This window comes from Pseudomonas sp. BT76 TE3572 (genome assembly GCF_050435365.1).
GTDB lineage: Bacteria > Pseudomonadota > Gammaproteobacteria > Pseudomonadales > Pseudomonadaceae > Aquipseudomonas > Aquipseudomonas fluorescens_W.
In genome coordinates, this window is record NZ_JBNDKE010000001.1 from 3,214,952 (window position 1) to 3,234,556 (window position 19,605).

Sequence of the window (19,605 nt, forward strand, 5' to 3'; positions counted from 1 at the left end):
AAGCTATCTCGAAACGTTATAAAAACCTGTCAGATCTGACAGTAGCTCAGACTTTCTAACCTACTTACTCTCCCAGTGGCGTTATCCAACCACGAAAGTAAACCAAGGAAGAAAATCATGAGTCTTTTTAAAAGCAAAAATTCGACACTTTCTTTTGACCCCTTTGTCAGCGTTAACTGCGATATTGAAGCCAAGATTTCAAACCGCGTAAAGTTTCATACTCAAAACATTCAGTTCGAAAAAGACACTAACAGCAATTTGATTGCTTATATCGGTCGAAGCTATGAAAACGGCTTTAGAGACTCCCAAAAAGGGATGATGTTTATTTTTCCAAGTGACATTCAGTCCGGCACCTATTCACCCAAAGACTCTAACTTTCCATTTGACACATTCCAATATTATGAATCTGGAGCTAACGACGATTTTTCGACTTCTTACACCTACAAACCCGAAAGCGGCACTATTACCGTCGAAGTAGTCCAGAGCGACTCCGAGACATTGCGCTATCTCATCAACTTTGACTTCAAAGGCAAAGACAGCAGGACCGAAGCGCTGCACATCGTTGGCAGAGCCGAACTCAATGTATTCATGCGTAATTTATGATCTCGCTCTAAACAAAGAATGACCAAGTCTTGCTTCTCGACCTGGTCATTCATTTGTCTTTTCCACATGCTCTCTGCAGCCAAGGCCCCACCTGCCTCCTTCGCAAATCCCCCACGCTTTATCAGACAACCCGCGCATCCCCCCGTCAATTTGGCTAAAATGCCGGCCTTTTCCACCTATGCCGCTGGAACCGCCGTGAGCAAAGAACCCGATCGCCTTTTCGCCCAGCCTTTGGCCCAGGTGCCTGACTTCGCCTTTAACGAGGACGTGGTGCGGGTGTTCCCGGACATGATCAAACGCTCGGTGCCGGGTTATCCAACCATCGTTGAAAACCTTGGCGTGCTTGCCGCGCAGTTCGCCCAGCCCAACAGCGTGCTTTACGACCTGGGTTCGTCTCTCGGCGCCGTGACTCAGGCCCTGCGCCGTCACGTACGCACCGACGGCTGCCGGGTGATCGCTGTGGATAACTCGGCGGCGATGGTTGAACGCTGCCGCGAGTACCTCAACGGTCAGGACTCGATGTTCCAGGAGTTGCTGCCGGTGGAAGTGATCGAAGGCGACATCCTCGCACTCGAATTCCAGCCAGCCTCGGTGGTGGCGCTGAACTTCACCCTGCAATTCATCGCCCCGGAACAGCGCACGGCGTTGCTCTCGCGCATCCGCCAATCGCTGTTGCCCGGTGGCGCGCTGATTCTGTCGGAGAAGCTGCGCTTCAACGATCCCGAAGAACACGCGCTGCTCACTGATCTGCACGTCGCGTTCAAACGCGCCAACGGCTACAGCGAACTGGAAATCGCCCAAAAGCGCAGCGCCATTGAAAACGTCATGAAGCCCGACAGCCTCGAAGAACACCGCGAGCGCCTGTTGGCCGCCGGTTTCTCGAAAGTCGTGCCGTGGTTCCAGTGTCTTAACTTTGCCTCGTTGATTGCCTTGCCATGATTGATCTGTCCCCCCTCGCCCGCCGTTTGGCCGGCACCCCGCTGGCCGATTGGGCCAACACTCTGCAAGCTCAGCTCGACAAGAAAATGGAAAAGGGTCATGGCGACCTGGAGCGCTGGCAGAGTGCGCTGGATGCTTTGCCGAAAATTCAGCCGAGCGAAGTCGACTTGCTCAATGGTCTGACGCTAGACACCGATTGCGACGACGAAACCCGCGTTCAGATGCGCACTGCGCTGATGGGTTTGTCGCCATGGCGCAAAGGGCCGTTCGATCTGTTTGGTGTGCATGTCGACACTGAATGGCGTTCGGACTGGAAGTGGTCGCGGGTTGCACCGCATCTGGATCTGAAGGGCAAACGCATCCTCGATGTCGGTTGCGGCAACGGCTACTACATGTGGCGCATGCTCGGCGCGGGTGCCGACAGCGTGATCGGCGTCGATCCGAACTGGCTGTTTTTCTGTCAGTTCCAGGCAGTGCAGCGTTACTTGTCCGAGCCCAATGCCTGGCACCTGCCGTTCCCTTTCGAAGACTTGCCGCCGAACCTGGAAGGCTTTGACACGGTGTTTTCCATGGGCGTGTTCTATCACCGTCGCTCGCCGATCGAGCATCTGCTGGCGCTGAAGGATTGCCTGGTCAAGGGCGGCGAACTGGTGCTGGAGACCTTGGTGATCGAGGGCGATCAGCAGCAGGTATTGGTGCCGGAAGACCGTTACGCGCAGATGCGAAACGTGTGGTTCCTGCCGTCGGTGCCGGCGCTGGAATTGTGGTTGCGCCGGGCAGGGTTCACTGATGTTCGTTGTGTGGACGTGAGCGTGACGACGGTCGAGGAACAGCGCGGGACAGAGTGGATGAAGTATCAGTCGTTGAGCGATTTCCTTGACCCGGAAGATCACAGCAAAACGGTTGAAGGGCTGCCGGCGCCGATGCGTGCCGTGATCGTCGCCCGTAAGTAGTCGTTACTTGCCCAGACGCTGAAGATCCCCTGTAGGAGTGAGCCTGCTCGCGATAGCGGAGTATCAGTCAATAGTGATGTCGACTGACACACCGCTATCGCGAGCAGGCTCACTCCTACAGGGGTCGGTGTTTAGTCTGTGGGTTTGGCTCTACGGGCCTTGAAAAATTCACTGAGAACAGCCCCGCACTCCTCGGCCAACACCCCGCCTTCGTACAGCACCCGGTGATTCAAAAAGCCCTGGGTAAAAAACTGCCCCTGACTCTGCACAATCCCGGCCTTCGGCTCCAACGCGCCATACACCACCCGCGCAATCCGCGAATGCACGATCAGCCCGGCGCACATGCTGCACGGCTCAAGCGTCACGTACAGCGTGCTGCCCGGCAGGCGATAGTTACTGGCCGCCAACGCCGCCGCGCGGATCGCGACCATTTCGGCGTGAGCACTCGGGTCGTTGCCGCTGATCGGGCAGTTGAACCCCCGGCCAATGATTTCACCGTCCTGCACCAGCACCGCGCCCACCGGCACTTCACCGAGCGCCGCGCCTTGAGCGGCCAGGGCCAGGGCTTCGCGCATGAAGTCACGGTCACGGCTGCGGTCGATGATTGCTGTCGGGCGTATCTGACGCATCACGCCACCTCGATGGCGGCCATCAGGCCGGTTTCCATATGGTCGATCACATGGCAGTGGAACATCCAGATCCCCGGGTTATCCGCCACCAGTGCCACTTGCGCGCGCTCGTTTTTGCCCAACAGGTAAGTGTCGGTGAAGTACGGGATGACCTTGCGCCGGTTCGAGGCGATGACCTTGAAACTCATGCCGTGCAGGTGAATCGGGTGTTGATACTGAGTCATGTTCTTCAATTCGAAAATGTAGCTCTTGCCCTTCTCGAGCTTGGCAATCGGGCGGTCGGCGCAGGTTTTGTCGGTGATGTCCCAGGCCTTGCCGTTGATCTGCCACAGGCTCGGCGGCTTGCCATTGTCGACGTTCACCGACACCGAGCCTACCCATTCGAAATTGAAGTTGAGTTTCTCGGCATTGGCCAGGTCCGGCTCGGCCACCGGGTTGGCGGGCAGCGCGGGCGGCCATTCGGTTGGTGAGTCGGTGTTAGCCACCGAACGGAACGTGCCAAGGCGAACCGGGCCGTTGCGCAGGGCCAGCTCTTCACCGGCCGGCGGTGCCTTGATCGCCAGGCAAATGCGCATGCCCGGGCCGAGCCAGTATTCCTTGCCCAACGGGCGCGGTTCGATGGGGTTGCCGTCCAGCGCATAGATCTGCGCTTCGACGCCAGGAATGTTGAGTCGGTAGGTCAGGGTGTTATCGAGGTTGAGCAGGCGCACCCGGGTGATCTGCCCGGCGGGCAAGTCGATCACCGCTTGCGAGACGCCATTGATCGTCGACAGGCGCCCCGCCGTACCTCCACGGGCCGCTTCGCGAGGAACGCTGAACGCGACAAAAGCGCCCTCTTCATCGACGTGCCAGCTCTTCAGGCTCAGGGTCTTCTCGTACTTGAAACCGGTAGGCTCGCGCTCTTCGATGATCAGCGGGCCGACCAGCCCGCGACCGAGTTCTTCGCTGCTGTTCACATGCGGGTGATACCAGTAGCTGCCGGCGTCGGGCACGCGGAATTTGTAGTCGAAGTATTCGCCCGGCAGCACTGGAAGCTGCGAGACGTAGGGCACACCATCCATTTCCAGCGGCAGGCGAATGCCATGCCAGTGAATGGTGGTGGCGACCGGCAGGTGGTTGATGAAACGCACCCGCAGCCATTCGCCCTGACGCACCCGCAACTCGGTACCCGGCGCCGACGGGCCGAACGCCCAGGCTTCGGTCTTGTGCCCGGCCACCAGCTCGACGTCCAGCGGTGCGGCGATCAGCTCGTAGTCGTGGCCCGCGTCGGCGTCGGCCATTTTGCCCAACCAGTACCGCGACGCGCCGCCCGCTCCGACACCAACGACAACAAGACCGGCCAGGCCACCGAGGATTTGGCGACGGGTAAAGGACATGAACTCAACTACCTCTCGTATCAGCGACAGGCGCGGGGGCCTGCAAAAGGCGAATACGATACACCTGCGGATGAGAAACAGTAAGGGCAGCGCGGCGTTCTGGGACAAGTTCAAAGGCCACCCCTCACCCTAACCCTCTCCCCAGGGGGTAGAGGGGACTGACCGAGTTGTTCTTGGAGCTACATCGACCTGAAAAATCGAGTCGAACTCAGGTTTTTTCCTCGCGATTTCATGCCGAACTTTAAACCTGAAAACTATGGAGATCTGCTCCCTTCCCCCCTCTCCCCCGTGGGGAGAGGGCTGGGGTGAGGGGTGGATCTTGAATCTGATCAACTAGCGTCCGGCGACCACCGCCCCCATCAACAAATGCACAACGCCTTCGTCCAGCATCATGACTCCCGGCACACCGGCCATATTCAAAGCCTGCCGATCCATCCGCCCCACATCCCGCAACTCCACTCGCACCCTGGTCAACGCCACAGGCTGCTGCGACTTGAGGTTATCCACTCCGCCCAGTGCGGCGACGATATCCGGGGCCAGACCAGAGACAGGCTGAGCAACCACTTTCGGTTCATCCACCACCAGATCCGGGGTCAACGCTTTCCAGAACGCTCGCTGCATTTTCTCGAACATGCTCAGTTCTCCAGTACCAGTGAAGTATCGACCGTCGCCTCGTGATACAGCCGCAGCGCCTCGCGCACTTGATCGGCGCTTTCCAGGCCCAGCACTTGCTGGGCGATGGCCTGGCAGTCCAGCAGATCCACTTCGCGAACCGTCGCCTTGATCGCCGGAATCAGCGGCACGCTCACCGACAGTTCATCCACCCCAAGTCCCAGCAACAACGGCACCGCCAGCGTTTCGGACGCCATGGCGCCACACACACCGACCCATTTGCCATGGGCGTGGGCGGCCTTCACGGTGCTGGCAATCAAACGCAGCACCGACGGATGAAAACTGTCAGCCTGACTGGCCAGGCGCGGGTGATCGCGGTCCATGGCCAGGGTGTATTGGGTCAGGTCGTTGGTGCCGATCGAGAAAAAATCCACTTCAGGCGCAAACAGATCGGCCATCAGGGCTGCTGCCGGCACTTCGATCATGATCCCCAGTTTCGGCAGCTCGGTAAGGCCCAATACCAGCGCCTCTTCCTCAAGCAGTTGCCGGGCCTGTCGCAACTCCGACAGCTGCGTGACCATGGGCAACATGATGTGCAGACGGGCCAGCCCGGCGCTGCTCAGGATCGCCTTGAACTGATCGCGCAACAGCTGCGGGCGCTCCAGGCACAAACGAATCCCGCGCATGCCGAGGAACGGGTTGGTTTCGCGGTCCATCGGCACGTAGGCCAACGGTTTGTCGCCGCCGACATCCAGAGTCCGCACCACCAGATTGCGCGCCGGCCCGAGTGCTTTGGCGATGGCGCTGTAGGTTGATGTTTGCTCGTCATGGCTCGGCGCATGATTGCGATCCAGATAAAGAAACTCCGAACGCAGCAAGCCGACGCCCTCGCCTCCCAGTGCCACGGCCTGCTCCGCTTCAGCCAGCGAGGCGATGTTGGCTGTCACTTCAAAGTGGTGACCATCGCGGGTACAAGCCGCCAGCGCAGCGTGCGACAGTTCATGTTGATGGCGCTTCTGCTGACGCTGACGATTGGCTTGCAGCTGCTCGATGGCCGCCAGATCCGGGTCCAGATGCAGCTCGCCCTTGTCGGCGTCGAGCAACACTTGGGTGCCGTTGGCCAGCCCCAGGACCTGAACGGGCAACCCGCAGATCACCGGCAAACCGGACGCCCGAGCGAGGATCGCGACGTGGCTGGTAGCGCCGCCACCGACCGTGGCGAACCCCAGTACCTTGCGGGTATCGAGCCCGGCGGTCTGTGACGGCGTCAGTTGATCGGCGATCAGGATCGCCCCTTCAGGCAGCTCCATCGCCTGATCCTGTACGCCGAGGATCAGCTTGAGCACTCGCTGGCCGACATCGGCCAGGTCTGCCGCCCGCTCCGCCAGCAAGGCATTGCCCAGGCTTTTGAACAGGGTTGCCACCGACTCGGTGGCCGCGCGCCAGGCGAACCCGGCACTTTTGCCTTCGATGATCAGCGCCTCGGTCTGATCCAGCAGGCTCGGGTCTTCGAGCAGTTCTTGATGCGCCTTGAAAATCTCTGCCTGGGCATCCCCGGTGGCGTTGTCACGCAGCTGCTGCAAGGCCAGCACCGCTGCGGCCAAGGCCCGAGACAGATGCTCTCGCTCAACCTGCGGACCGACGCCGAACTCGCTGACTTCAAGTGTTTGCTCGGCGATCTGCACAACCTGGCCAAACGCCGAACCCGCCGAGGCACAGACTCCGCGCAAAACGTTCAGCGATGACGCTTCAACCGTCTCAACTTCTGCCATCGCGGCGACCGTCTCGCCACACCCGGCGGTCAGCAATTCGGACAGCGTCTTGATCGCCGCTTCAGCGTCCGGCCCCGCCGCGCTGACTTGCACAACGTCACCGTGAGCCGTCTGCAAACCCATGATCGCCACCAAGGATTTGGCGTTCGCACTCGCCTGCTGTTTATGCAGGTAAATGCTCGCCGAAAAACCTTTCGCCGCCTGAGCGAATACCGCTGCCGGTCGGGCGTGCAAGCCGTTCGGATTGGCCAGCGTCACTGGTTTGGAAAACAGTGCTTCACCCTCTTCCGGCACCGGCTCATCCGTTGCCTGCTCGATAGGCTTCAAATTCAGTAGCGGCTGACCACTGTCGACCAAACCCGCTTCCGGTGTCAGCCAAGTGAATGGCTCACCGCTGACCACCAGCATCAACGTCAGCAGGCTGCGGGCATTCAATGCAATAAAGTCGGCATCGAATTCGATCAGCGACTGCCCCACGTCAACCTGCTGGCCCTCCTCCACCAACCGCGTGAAACCCTTCCCCGCCAGGTTCACCGTGTCGAGCCCAATGTGCATCAACACCTGCACACCGTTTTCGTCGGTGATGCTGATCGCATGCCCGCTGGCCTGCACATTGCTGACAACCCCTGCCAGCGGCGCGCACAACGTCGTTGAAGTCGGATCGATGCACAGGCCATCGCCGATCACGCGGCTGGAAAACACCGGATCGGGCACAACGTCCAGTGGCATCAATACGCCGGACAGGGGCGCGTGCAGTTGCAATTGTTGGGGTGTGGCCATGACGTCACCTGCTGTTTTGTTCTTTGAAGTGCCGATGGAGCGCGAGGCTCCGACAGCATCGCTTATTTCCACCAGTACTCGACCTGCAATCCGACGTTCGAACCGTGTCGCGCCGTGCCAAAGGTGCCGGTGTCGGACAATGCCGAACCCGCCGCCAGTTCATTGGCCGCCCGTTTGGCCGCCTCGTTCCAACTGGCATAGGTGTAATACAGACGCACCTCGGGGCGCGCCCAGAATTCCGGGCCTTTGGGCGACCAGGTCGGGGCGAAGGTGACCTTGCTCAGCTTGCGGGTGCCGCCCGTGGCTTCGACCTGATCGTGACCCAGTTCGGTCACCAGTTTGAACTGCTCGGTGATCGCATAGGTCGGGCGCACGCCCAGGGAAATCCAGTTCTGATCACTGCCGTCCTGGCGAATGTCTTTCTGATAGACCGCCTCGACTTGCCCGCCAAATCGCGGCGTCACTTGCCAGTCGAAGAACTCCACCACCCGGTAACTTTTGTTGCTGTCGTCCAGCTTCACGTTACCGGTATAGCCCAACCCGGTGCCGGGGCCTTCGCCGTACTGGAAGGCCAGTTTGTTCTTGCCGCCCAGAAAACCTTTCTGCACATGCTGGGTGGTGATCGCCCAGCCACGGTGAGCGTCGCGGCTGTCGGGTTTGTCGATGTAACTCAGGCCGAACTCCAACGCACCGCCAGGGTTGGTGTTGAAGCCGGCGACGTTGAAATCGTGTCGGTTGATGTAGTCCTTCTGGTACAGGTTGTCCTTGCGCGAGAAGGCATAGCTGTATTTCAGATCGCCGATCAGTACGTCCTCAATACCGCCGCCGGTGGCGCTCTGGTTCCAATAGTAGAAATCGGAAATGTGGATGTCGTTCCGTTTGTAGTAGCGCCGGCCAGCCCACAACGAACCGCCGTTCAGGCTGGGCATGTTCGACCATTGCGCGTACGCCTGCGGCAGGCGCACCGAGCCGTTGTCACCGTTGAAGGTCAGGTCCTTGTCGTACTGGTTGTACAACGAAGCCATGCCATCGACGCTCAGCACCGAACCGTCATCCAGGGTGTACAAATCCTGGCGCAACTCCAGTTCAGCGTACTGCTCACATTCGTTGCCCAAGCGGTATTTGGTCTGAGCGCCCGGTAGCTGGAAACACTGCTGTTTACCGCTGTTGACCGAGGTCCCAACGCCGCTGCGCAAGTAACCGGCGAACTCCAGCGCGTGTGCCGAAAGAGGCAAAGCCAGGCACAGGCCCGCCACTACAAGGCTGCGATTTATTGTTGTTTTCAAGAGCTACCCCATTATTTTTATTGTGTGCAGCGGCAAAATCGGCGCGCAAAACTCCCCCGCGCAGCGTGCTGCGTATTTTTTTGAGTCGGTGTTTTTTTGCGGTCGGTCAGTCGGTCATGTGCAGCACGAACGACTCATAAGGCCGTAAGAGGACCTGACTATTTCGCACCGGACAGTCCGGGTAATTGCTGATGACCAGACGTTGGGCCATCGCTTCGCTGATCACTTCATCCGGCAGTTCGACTTCGCATGGCGTGCCGTAGAAATTGTTCAGCACCAGCAACCGTTCGCCATTGCCCTCACGCACGTACGCCCAGATTTGCGTGTGCTCTGGCAACAACTGCCGATAGACACCCTCGGACATCAGCGCCTCAGTGCGACGCAAGGCGATCAGTTGACGGTAGTGATGCAGCACCGAATCCGGGTCATCGAGCTGAGCGGCAACGTTGATCTGCCCGGCGTTCGCCGGCACCCCGATCCACGGTGCGACAGCGCTGAAACCCGCATTGGGTTCGGCATTCCAGTGCATCGGCGTACGGCCGTTATCCCGGGACTTCTGCATGATCGCCGCCATGTTGTCGGCATCACTGACTCCGGCGTCGCGCTTGAGGCGATGGATGTTCAGCGTCTCGACATCGCGGTACTGATCGATGTGATCGAAGCCCGGATTGGTCATGCCCAGTTCCTCGCCCTGGTACACGAACGGCGTGCCCTGGAGGAAGTGCAGCGCCGTGCCGAGCATCTTCGCCGAGAGCACCCGATATTCACCGTCATGACCAAAACGCGAGACCACCCGTGGCTGGTCGTGGTTACACCAGAACAACGCGTTCCAGCCACCGCCGGCCTGCATGCCGGTTTGCCAATCGGAGAGAATGCGCTTGAGTTCGAGGAAATCGAAATCAGCGCGGACCCACTTCTGCAGGTTCGGGTAATCGACCTTCAGATGATGGAAGTTGAAGGTCATCGACAATTCTTTCGACTCTGGCCGCGAGTAGCGGATGCAGTGTTCGAGGCTGGTGGAAGACATCTCACCGACGTTGATCAGGTCATGGCCTTCGAACACTTCGCGGTGCATCTGCTGCAAGTATTCGTGCACGTTCGGGCCATCGGTGTAGAAGCGTCGACCGTCGGTATTGTCCTCGGGAAAATCCGCCGGTTTGGAGATCAGGTTGATCACGTCCAGACGGAACCCGCCTACGCCCTTGTCGCGCCAGAAACGCATCATCTTGAAGACTTCGGCGCGCACCTTGGGGTTATCCCAGTTCAGGTCGGCCTGAGTGTGATCGAACAGGTGCAGGTAATACTGACCGGTCTGGGCTTCGTATTCCCAGGCCGAACCACCGAACTTGGACTCCCAGTTGTTCGGCTGGTCGCGCCAGATGTAGAAATCCCGGTATGGGTTGTCGAGGCTGCTGCGGGCCTGCTGGAACCAGGGGTGCTCGATGGAGGTGTGGTTGACCACGATGTCGAGCATCAACTTGATCCCGCGCTTGCCGGCCTCGGCGATCAGCAATTCGCAATCGGCCATGGTCCCGTAACTCGGATCGATGGCGTAGTAATCACTGATGTCGTAGCCGTTGTCGCGCTGGGGCGAACGCAGGAACGGCGTGATCCACAGGCAATCGACACCCAGCCAGTGCAGGTAATCGAGCTTGGCCACAACGCCCAGCAAATCACCCGTGGGGTTGCCGGCGTGGCTGTGAAAACTCTTCGGGTAGATCTGGTAGATCACCGAACGTTGCCAGTCTTGCATGGCGGATTCCTTCAACAAATTGATGTGGCGACCGTCAGGCAACCCGATATCCCGGCCGAACAATCTTCATGCTCAACCCGCAGGTCAGAACAAACGGCACGACCATGGCAATGACCATCCCGATCACGAACATCGGAATGAACTGCGGAATGATCGAGATAAAACCGGGCAAGCCGCCGACGCCGATCGCCGATGCCTGGACCTTGTTCAGCGACAGGAAAATGCAGCCCAGGGCCGAACCGATCAGGGCTGCATAAAACGGAAATTTGTAACGCAGGTTGACCCCGAACATGGCCGGTTCGGTGATGCCGAAATAAGCGGAAATCGCCGAGGTCGAGGCCATGCTTTTGTCCCGCACATTACGGGTCATGTAGAACACCGCCAGTGCCGCGCTGCCCTGGGCAAGGTTGGACATGACGATCATCGGCCAGATGAAGGTCCCGCCCTGGGTGGAGATCAGCTGCAAGTCGACCGCGAGAAACATGTGGTGCATGCCGGTGATCACCAGCGGTGCGTAGAGCAAACCGAAAATCGCCCCGCCGACCATTGGCGCCAGGTCAAACAGCATGACCACGCCTTCGGTGATCAGAATCCCCAGATGCCGGGTCACCGGGCCGATCACCGCCAGCGCCAGCACGCCGGTCACAACGATGGTGGTGATCGGCACCACCAGCAATTGCACCGCGTTCGGCACCCGCGCCCGCAGCCATTTCTCGATGACGCTCATCACATAGGCCGCCATCAGGATCGGCAGGATCTGCCCTTGGTAACCGACCTTCTCGATCTGGAACAACCCCAGGATGTCGAAGTACGGCAGGCTCTGCCCGTCCAGCCCGGCCACCGCTTTACCGTAGTTCCAGGCATTGAGCAGATCGGGGTGCACCAGCATCAGGCCAAGCACGATGCCAAGGATTTCGCTGCCGCCAAACCGCTTGGCCGCCGACCAGCCCACCAGCGCCGGGAGGAACACAAACGAGGTGTTGGCCATGAGGTTGATCAGGCTCCAGAGCCCGTCAAGCTTCGGGTAGGCGTCCAGCAAGGTCTGGCCCTCGATGAACATACCCTTGGCGCCAATCAGGTTGTTGATGCCCATCAACAGGCCGGCAATGATCAGTGCCGGCAGAATCGGCATGAACACATCGGAAAACACCCGCACCAGACGCTGCATCGCGTTGATCTTGTCGGCACTTTTTTGTTTAACGTCGGCGATGGTCGAGGCCGCGAGACCGGTTTGACGGCGCAGTTCGGCGTAGACCTTTTCGACTTCACCTGGGCCGATGACCACTTGGAACAGGCCGCCGGTGAAGAACGAGCCTTTGACCAGATCGATCTGGTTCAACGTGGCGCTGTTGACCAGGCTTGGGTCCTTGAGGGCCAGGCGCAAGCGAGTGACACAGTGCGCGGCCTGCTCGAGGTTGTCGCTGCCACCGAGGCTTTGCAGCAGCTCGCTGGCGATATTCGGGTAGTCGTGGCTCATGATTGTCCTTGCGCTGTAGTTTTTTGTTATTGGCAGCACGCCGAAACGAAAAGTACTCGTCTGTACGAGTTAAAGCAACAACTCGTACAGACGAGTTTGATTTTGTTTATCCTGAACCCGACAGGCGGCGAACTTTCCTACCTCAAAAGTCAAAGAAACCTAACGCCGCATGGACAAACCCCTACCCTGCCCTTAAGGTTCGAAACCTTGAGCACAGCGCGGTACAGAGCCATCCCCATGAGTAAATACAACCAGATCTACAGCGATCTGCTTGCCAGCATCACGACCGAACGTCTGGAACGCGGCGCCCGGTTGCCTTCCGAAACGGAACTGATGGACAGCTATCAGGCCAGCCGCGGCACCGTGCGCAAGGCCATCGAGCAATTGCAGGAGCGCGGTTTCGCCCAGAAAGTCCACGGCAAAGGTACGTTCGTGCTGTCGACCAACCCGATCGAATTCCAGTTGGGCGGCATCGTCAGCTTCCAGGAGACGTACCCGCGCCTGGGCAACGACGTCAGCACCGACGTGGTCGAGTTCACTCAAATCCCCCTCGGAGGCCCCTTGCTTGAACACATCAAGGCCGAAGAAGGCAGCCTGATCACACGGATCAAACGAGTGCGGCGGATCGACGGCAAACGCGTGATCCTCGACATCAACCATTTCGTCAGTGATGTGATTCCAGGCCTGTCCCGCGACATCGCCGAGCACTCGATCTACGCCTTCATCGAGCAGACCTTGCAACTGCAAATCGCCTACGCCCAGCGCACTATTGAAGCGGTGCCCCGGAGCAAGGACGACCAGCAACACCTGGACCTCGACGGCCAGAGCCATGTGATCGTGGTCAGTAACCAGACGTTTTTGCAGGACGGGCGGCAGTTCGAGTACACCGAATCGCGGCACACCCTGGACAAGTTTTACTTTTCCGACATTGCACGGCGCTGAGCCTGATTCTGGTACTCGCCAACTCCTACGTCTTCCGTCAGCAACTGACCACCGACAGCTAGCCTGTGCCTTACAGATGGAATCGATGCCCCTTGAGATAGTGAGCACCCTCTTGGCAACCTCTCAAGGCGAGCATCATGGACGATACTCAAGACATAACCCTGCCCGACGCTACCGATGCGTTGGCCCTCCTGGCCCTGATCCCTGATCTGGTAACCGATTGCCCCGACCTGCACGCCATGGCGTATCAGGTCGCCAAGGACATTCTCGTCCAGCACAGCATCACCGATATCGAACCCGACAAAGTCTACTGGCATCGGTTTAATGCCGCTCAAAGCAGCTCGAAGACCTTTACCGGCTGGCAGCATGTGTTTGAAACCCCCAGGGAGTCGATGACCTTCCCGCAACTGGTCATGCAGCGTTTCAGTGTCCACGACCAGGACAACGGGGACCTGCTGGACGTTGACAGCGGTTTCTACCGTGCCGACGGCAATGCCGGAAACTACGACGAAACCAACGAGATTCGCCTGCATGCCCGGGATGTGTTGAACACCTTTTGGGATGTCAATTTCGCTGAGCGTTACAAAACGGCCATCGCGACGTTCTGGGAAAAGCACAGTGACAACTTCCGTGCGTTGGCCAAGTGCACGTTCATTGCCAAAGCCATTGAAGACTACGAGAAGGGTCACTTGACCCGAGAACACTTCACCACCGTGCTCAGGGCTGTCGTCGGTAATGTCAGCAGGCCGCTCACCTGGCAAATGCTGCTGGACGAGGCGCCAGCGGGCAGCGGTTTATCGATTCGCACGTTTTGCATTGACCACTTCGTGTCGACGGACATCCTCAGCATCACTGACGACAGTGACCTGAACATTCTCTACGTTCCGGGCGAACCCAGAGGGTTTCACTGTTTTAACAAGGTCGAGGAACTGCACGAATGGCTGGTCAACGAGGTCAAGGACGCTGAAGGCCGCGAACGCATGCTCATGCACTTCAAACAGGAAGAGCGGGATACCCTTCAGGAAAAGCCTGCTTCGCTGGGGCATAAGCTGGCCAACTTCACCGGCATTGGTCTGATCGCTCATTTCCTGGAGAACACGGAATATGAAAATGTCGGCCTCACCCACGCCTATGACGTTCTAACGAGTGACAATGAAGCCGCGAACGTTCATTTGCTCTATTACCGTGGCGAGAAGATTGCCGGTGATGCGTTCACCCACCTGAACCGGTCCACTCATGAGCGCATGCTCAGCGACGCCAATTACCTGCTGCACTCCAACGGCGAGATCAGAAAAAAGCTGTGGATAGGCTATCTCAATGCCTTCAACCACACCTTCGGGCCGATGGCCGCCCTTGCATGGCCGGCAGCACTGGTTGTCGTTGGCGCGGGCATTGCCAATGTCGGCCTGCACATCGATCAAGCCATCAACGCGACTACCCCTGCGGAACGCAAGGCAGCCATTACCGGTGCCATTCTCGGTAGCGTGGACGTACTGTTCAACTTGCCATTTTTACGAGGGGCGGCCGAACTCGCAGAAGCAGCGGAAGCCGAGGAGGTACTCACGGCCGAGAAAGATCCAGCAGAGTCGGGCGTAACAGTAAATCCCCCCGTCGAAGCCATTGCCCCCCGCCCAAGCGATTCCGACATATTGGCGCCTTTTGAAACCAATGAAATTCTCGATGGCGATTCCCCAACCAACGCCGAAGGCAAGTTTCAAGGTATCTATCAGCCTGAGACAGGCGGTAATTACATTGCCGTCGGTGACAGTTTCTACCTGGTGCGCTACAGCAATGACATGAGGGCCTGGACAATCGTCGACCCGGTCAACCCCTACTCCTTTTACCGCAACATACCGGTGCGCCTGAATGAACAGGGTGAATGGACGGCCCTCACGCGTCCCGGCCTGGCGGGAGGTGGCAGGTTTTCAGATTTTTTTGCCAGGGCCGAGCCGTCACTCCCGGACTTCGATGCACCGGCGACTGCATACGATGTTCCGCAGGACATCAAGCCAGCCCTCAAACAGGCGGCCAAGGGTATGGCCGCGAAGGGGGATTTGAAGGACGGATTTGTCAATCTCAACAATCCGAACAATGAGCTGGAAGCCTTCAAGAGACTGCGCCGAACGCTGCACGACGACGCCGTGACCTTCTATTCGCAACCGCCGCTGCGACCCAGACCGCCCCTTCCATCGTTCATCGCGAATGCAAAGATCAAGGACATCATCAAGACGCTTTTCAAGCGGTCACAGAGTCTGGTCATCGGTGAAAACCACTCCAGCGTGGGCAGCAAACAGTTTCTGATCGAGAACATGAGCGTGCTGCGCAAACAAAAGGTCAAAACCTTGTACATGGAGCATCTGCTAACCGATTTCCATCAAGCTGACCTGGACGTGTTCAATCGCACCGGGGTGATGTCCGAGGACCTGCAAAGCTATCTCAAGAACCTTGACGCAGGTTTTTCGACTGACCCCAGCGAACAATTCACCTTTGAGCAGGTGGTCAGGACAGCACAAAAAAACAACATACGCGTTCAGGCCATCGACTGCCTGGCCAGTTACCGCAGCACCGGTATTACACCGGCCAGTATCAATTTTCGGCAAAAAATGATGAATTTTTTCGCCCGACAAGTCATCGGCGCCGACCAGACCGCCAGAGGCGCACATAACTGGGTGGCGTTGGTCGGGAACTCCCACGCCAATACCTATGACGGCGTGGCGGGAATCAGCGAGCTTGAAGGCAGCATCGGGCTGCGTATTGAAAGCGTAGGCCCGGACGAGCTCGGCGGTATCAAGGTCGACCCGGGGGTGTCCGACGGGCCCCGCCCGGGGCAAGCAGCCGGTTTTGCCAAAAATGACTTGTTGCTGCAAATCCCGACGCCGAAAAGCGTGATCCTGGCGCAAAGGCTCGAGGATGGGCTACCCAGGCCTGGCACGTACACCCTCAGCACCAGTACCGGCGAACCCTTGCTGGTTCACCGCAGCAGAACCCTCACCAACAGAATCATCACCAGTAACGGCATCATCACTCGGGGAAAACTCCTCCGAACGCCCATAAAACATGATGCCGCCGGGTACTACGTCGAACGGGATACCTGGCAGATCAACGGCCGACGCTTTCAAACGCTAGAGAACTTGAGTTCAGCCTTGCACAGAATGGGCATGACCCCTGTCCGACTACCCGGCGTCTAAAACGCAAAAAGGCCGTGTGAACAGTGTTCACACGGCCTTTTCAGTTACCTGCGATCAAGCCATCAAGGCTAGTGCAGGATCATTCCCACTCAATCGTCGCCGGCGGCTTGCTCGACACGTCATAAGTAACGCGGGAGATGCCTTCGATTTCGTTGATGATGCGGCCGGAAACAGTCTCCAGCAGTTCGTAAGGCAGGTGTGCCCAACGCGCGGTCATGAAGTCGATGGTTTCCACGGCACGCAGGGCAACAACCCAGGCGTAACGACGGCCATCGCCGACAACGCCAACCGATTTCACCGGCTGGAACACCACGAATGCCTGGCTGACCTTGTGGTACCAGTCGGCCTTGCGCAGTTCTTCGATGAAGATGTGGTCGGCGCGACGCAGCAGGTCGGCGTATTCCTTCTTCACTTCACCGAGGATCCGCACGCCCAGGCCCGGGCCCGGGAACGGGTGACGGTAGACCATGTCGTACGGCAGGCCGAGTTCCAGGCCCAGACGACGGACTTCGTCCTTGAACAGCTCGCGCAGGGGTTCAACCAGCTTGAGGTTCATTTCTTCCGGCAGGCCACCCACGTTGTGGTGCGACTTGATCACGTGCGCCTTGCCGCTTTTGGCGCCAGCCGACTCGATCACGTCCGGGTAGATGGTGCCTTGGGCGAGGTACTTGATGTTGTCCAGTTTGTTGGACTGGGCATCGAATACGTCGATGAAGGTACGGCCGATGATTTTGCGCTTTTTCTCTGGATCGCTTTCGCCAGCCAGGTTGTTCAGGAACTGTTCTTCGGCGTTGGCGCGGATCACTTTGACGCCCATGTTCTCGGCGAACATGGCCATCACTTGCTCGCCTTCGTGCAGACGCAGCAGGCCGTTGTCGACGAAGACGCAGGTCAGCTGGTCGCCGATGGCTTTGTGCAGCAGCGCGGCAACCACCGAGGAGTCAACGCCGCCGGACAGGCCGAGCAGTACGTTGTCGGTGCCGACCTGGGCGCGAATGTTGGCGATGGCGTCTTCAGCAATCTTCGAAGGCGTCCACAAGGCTTCGCAGCCGCAGATGTCGAGGATAAAGCGCGAGAGGATGCGACCGCCCTGCTTGGTGTGGGTCACTTCCGGGTGGAACTGCACGCCGTAGTAGCCACGAGCATCGTCGAACATGCCAGCGATCGGGCAGCTTGGGGTGCTGGCCAGGATGTGGAATTCCTGAGGCATCTTGGTGACCTTGTCACCGTGACTCATCCACACGTCGAGGCCGAACAGGCCGTCGGCGTCGATGTGGTCTTCGATGCCGTCGAGCAGACGGCTTTTGCCGACCACGTCGACACGGGCGTAACCGAACTCACGCAGCTCGGAACCTTCAACCTTGCCACCCAGCTGTTCAGCCATGGTCTGCATGCCGTAGCAGATACCGAAGACCGGTACGCCCAGGTCAAACACCGCTTGCGGGCAGCGAGGGCTGTTGGCTTCGTGCACGGACTCGGGGCCGCCGGCGAGAATGACGCCTTTTGGAGCGAATTCGCGAATCGCGTCTTCATCCATATCGAACGGATGCAGTTCGCAGTACACGCCGATTTCACGCACGCGGCGGGCAATCAGCTGGGTGTACTGGGAACCGAAATCGAGGATCAGGATGCGGTGAGCGTGAATGTCGAGGGCCATGTGGTCAGTCTCGTCTATGCAGTTCGGTGAAGAGAATTCAGAAACAACTCGGGGCTGAAAACAGCCCCGGTTACTTAACTTATTGCTGGAAGGCTCAACCTACGCGGTAGTTTGGCGCTTCTTTGGTGATCTGTACGTCGTGAACGTGGGATTCGGCCATGCCAGCGCCGGTGATCCGCACGAACTCAGGCTTGGTGCGCATTTCTTCGATGTCGGCACTGCCGGTGTAACCCATCGAGGAACGCAGGCCGCCCATCAGTTGATGGATGATGGCGCTCAGTGTGCCCTTGTAAGGAACACGCCCTTCGATACCTTCCGGAACCAGTTTCTCGGCGCCTGCCGAGGAGTCCTGGAAGTAACGGTCGGAGGAGCCTTGAGCCTGGGACATGGCGCCCAGCGAACCCATGCCGCGGTAAGCCTTGTACGAACGACCCTGGAACAGTTCGATCTCGCCCGGTGCTTCTTCAGTACCGGCGAACATCGAGCCCATCATCACGCAGGAAGCACCGGCAACGATGGCCTTGGACAGGTCACCGGAGAAACGGATGCCGCCGTCGGCGATCAACGGAACACCAGTGCCTTCGAGGGCAGCGGCGACGTTGGCGATGGCGCTGATTTGCGGGACGCCGACACCGGCGACGATACGGGTGGTGCAGATCGAGCCTGGGCCGATACCGACCTTGACCGCATCGGCGCCCGCTTCGGCCAGAGCCTTGGCGGCAGCGCCGGTGGCGATGTTGCCGCCGATGACCTGCACTTCAGGGAAATTCTGTTTGACCCAGCGAACGCGGTCGATCACACCTTTGGAGTGACCGTGAGCGGTGTCGACCACCACCACGTCAACGCCGGCATTGACCAGGGCGGCTACGCGATCACCGGTGTCTTTACCGGTACCGACAGCAGCGCCAACACGCAGACGACCTTGGTCGTCCTTGCTGGCCAGCGGGTATGCCTTGGCTTTTTCGATGTCGTTGACGGTCATCATGCCTTTGAGGGCAAATTTGTCGTCGACGATCAGCACGCGTTCGATGCGGTGTTTGTGCAACAGCTCACGGACGTCGTTCTTGTCGGCGCCTTCCTTGACCGTGACCAGACGCTCTTTAGGCGTCATCACTTCACGGACGGAGGCGTCCAGACGGTTTTCGAAACGTACGTCACGGGAAGTGACGATGCCGACCAAGTCGCCATCGTGCAGTACCGGAACGCCGGAGATGTTGTGCATGCGGGTCAGTTCGAACAGTTCACGAACCGTGGCGTCAGCCTCGATGGTGATCGGGTCCTTGACCACGCCGGCTTCATAACGCTTGACCTTGCGCACTTCGGCAGCTTGCTGCTCGATGGTCATGTTCTTGTGGATAATGCCGATGCCACCTTCCTGAGCCATGGCAATTGCCAGACGGGCTTCAGTAACGGTGTCCATGGCGGCAGAAACCAGAGGAATATTCAGCTCGATGCCACGGGTTAGGCGGGTCTTGAGACTGACTTCGTTAGGAAGCACCTCGGAATAACCAGGCACTAGGAGAATGTCGTCGAATGTCAGAGCTTCTTGGCTGATACGCAGCATCGCGGGGGCTCCCGAGCGGGAAAATGGAAGCGCGCCATTATAGTCAGACACCCCCTCGGGTTCAATGTAAAACT

General features: G+C 58.7%; 14 protein-coding genes. 5 read left to right on the forward strand and 9 right to left on the reverse strand.

Annotated features, from left to right (window positions below; genetic code table 11):
• The first annotated feature begins 117 nt into the window (after positions 1 to 117).
• The 3 genes from ABH912_RS14710 to cmoB all read left to right on the forward strand — a co-directional run bounded on the left by ABH912_RS14710 (position 118) and on the right by cmoB (position 2,495).
• Entirely contained in the window at positions 118 to 603 is a 486-nt protein-coding gene (locus tag ABH912_RS14710; RefSeq protein WP_033061509.1) for a hypothetical protein, read from the forward strand.
• A 159-nt stretch (positions 604 to 762) separates the two neighbouring features.
• Positions 763 to 1,542, forward strand: coding sequence for a carboxy-S-adenosyl-L-methionine synthase CmoA (gene cmoA / locus ABH912_RS14715; protein WP_176471601.1), 780 nt, complete (start codon positions 763 to 765; stop codon positions 1,540 to 1,542).
• Positions 1,539 to 2,495, forward strand: a complete 957-nt coding sequence (cmoB, locus tag ABH912_RS14720) for a tRNA 5-methoxyuridine(34)/uridine 5-oxyacetic acid(34) synthase CmoB (RefSeq protein WP_033061506.1) — start codon at positions 1,539 to 1,541, stop codon at positions 2,493 to 2,495. The genes cmoA and cmoB overlap by 4 nt, the downstream gene beginning before the upstream one ends.
• A gap of 131 nt (positions 2,496 to 2,626) precedes the next feature.
• On the opposite strand, the gene tadA is transcribed toward cmoB, so the two are convergent.
• The 7 genes from tadA to treP form a co-directional block, all read right to left on the reverse strand.
• Complete coding sequence (gene tadA, locus ABH912_RS14725; RefSeq protein ID WP_033061505.1) at positions 2,627 to 3,124, reverse strand: tRNA adenosine(34) deaminase TadA; 498 nt, start codon at positions 3,122 to 3,124, stop codon at positions 2,627 to 2,629.
• Positions 3,124 to 4,500 (reverse strand): multicopper oxidase family protein, encoded by a 1,377-nt coding sequence (locus ABH912_RS14730; RefSeq protein WP_429510996.1) that lies wholly within the window; start codon positions 4,498 to 4,500, stop codon positions 3,124 to 3,126. Before ABH912_RS14730 ends, tadA begins: the two co-directional genes overlap by 1 nt.
• Positions 4,501 to 4,833: 333 nt before the next feature.
• Entirely contained in the window at positions 4,834 to 5,133 is a 300-nt protein-coding gene (locus ABH912_RS14735) for a PTS transporter subunit EIIB (protein ID WP_429510997.1), read from the reverse strand.
• Positions 5,134 to 5,135: 2 nt separating this feature from the next.
• Positions 5,136 to 7,664, reverse strand: coding sequence for a phosphoenolpyruvate--protein phosphotransferase (gene ptsP / locus ABH912_RS14740; protein ID WP_429510998.1), 2,529 nt, complete (start codon positions 7,662 to 7,664; stop codon positions 5,136 to 5,138).
• Positions 7,665 to 7,726: 62 nt separating this feature from the next.
• Positions 7,727 to 8,950, reverse strand: coding sequence for a maltoporin (locus ABH912_RS14745; RefSeq protein WP_429510999.1), 1,224 nt, complete (start codon positions 8,948 to 8,950; stop codon positions 7,727 to 7,729).
• Between the two features lie 106 nt (positions 8,951 to 9,056).
• On the reverse strand, positions 9,057 to 10,703 hold the full coding sequence (gene treC / locus ABH912_RS14750) for an alpha,alpha-phosphotrehalase (RefSeq protein ID WP_429511000.1): 1,647 nt from the start codon (positions 10,701 to 10,703) through the stop codon (positions 9,057 to 9,059).
• Positions 10,704 to 10,737: 34 nt separating this feature from the next.
• A complete protein-coding gene (treP, locus tag ABH912_RS14755) occupies positions 10,738 to 12,180 on the reverse strand; it encodes a PTS system trehalose-specific EIIBC component (protein ID WP_033061494.1) in 1,443 nt (480 codons plus the stop codon).
• Between the two features lie 237 nt (positions 12,181 to 12,417).
• Here treP and treR point away from each other — a divergent pair, with 237 nt between their 5' ends.
• Both treR and ABH912_RS14765 read left to right on the forward strand, forming a co-directional pair.
• The gene (treR, locus tag ABH912_RS14760) at positions 12,418 to 13,122 is read left to right on the forward strand and encodes a trehalose operon repressor (protein WP_429511001.1); all 705 of its coding nucleotides are present in this window, start codon (positions 12,418 to 12,420) and stop codon (positions 13,120 to 13,122) included.
• 137 nt (positions 13,123 to 13,259) lie between these two features.
• On the forward strand, positions 13,260 to 16,310 hold the full coding sequence (locus ABH912_RS14765) for a membrane-targeted effector domain-containing toxin (protein WP_429511002.1): 3,051 nt from the start codon (positions 13,260 to 13,262) through the stop codon (positions 16,308 to 16,310).
• A gap of 79 nt (positions 16,311 to 16,389) precedes the next feature.
• On the opposite strand, the gene guaA is transcribed toward ABH912_RS14765, so the two are convergent.
• On the reverse strand, positions 16,390 to 17,967 hold the full coding sequence (guaA, locus tag ABH912_RS14770) for a glutamine-hydrolyzing GMP synthase (RefSeq protein WP_033061488.1): 1,578 nt from the start codon (positions 17,965 to 17,967) through the stop codon (positions 16,390 to 16,392).
• A 94-nt stretch (positions 17,968 to 18,061) separates the two neighbouring features.
• Positions 18,062 to 19,531 carry an IMP dehydrogenase gene (gene guaB, locus ABH912_RS14775; protein WP_008147785.1) on the reverse strand — a complete coding sequence of 490 codons (1,470 nt, stop codon included), beginning with the start codon at positions 19,529 to 19,531 and terminating at the stop codon, positions 18,062 to 18,064.
• Positions 19,532 to 19,605: the final 74 nt, after the last annotated feature.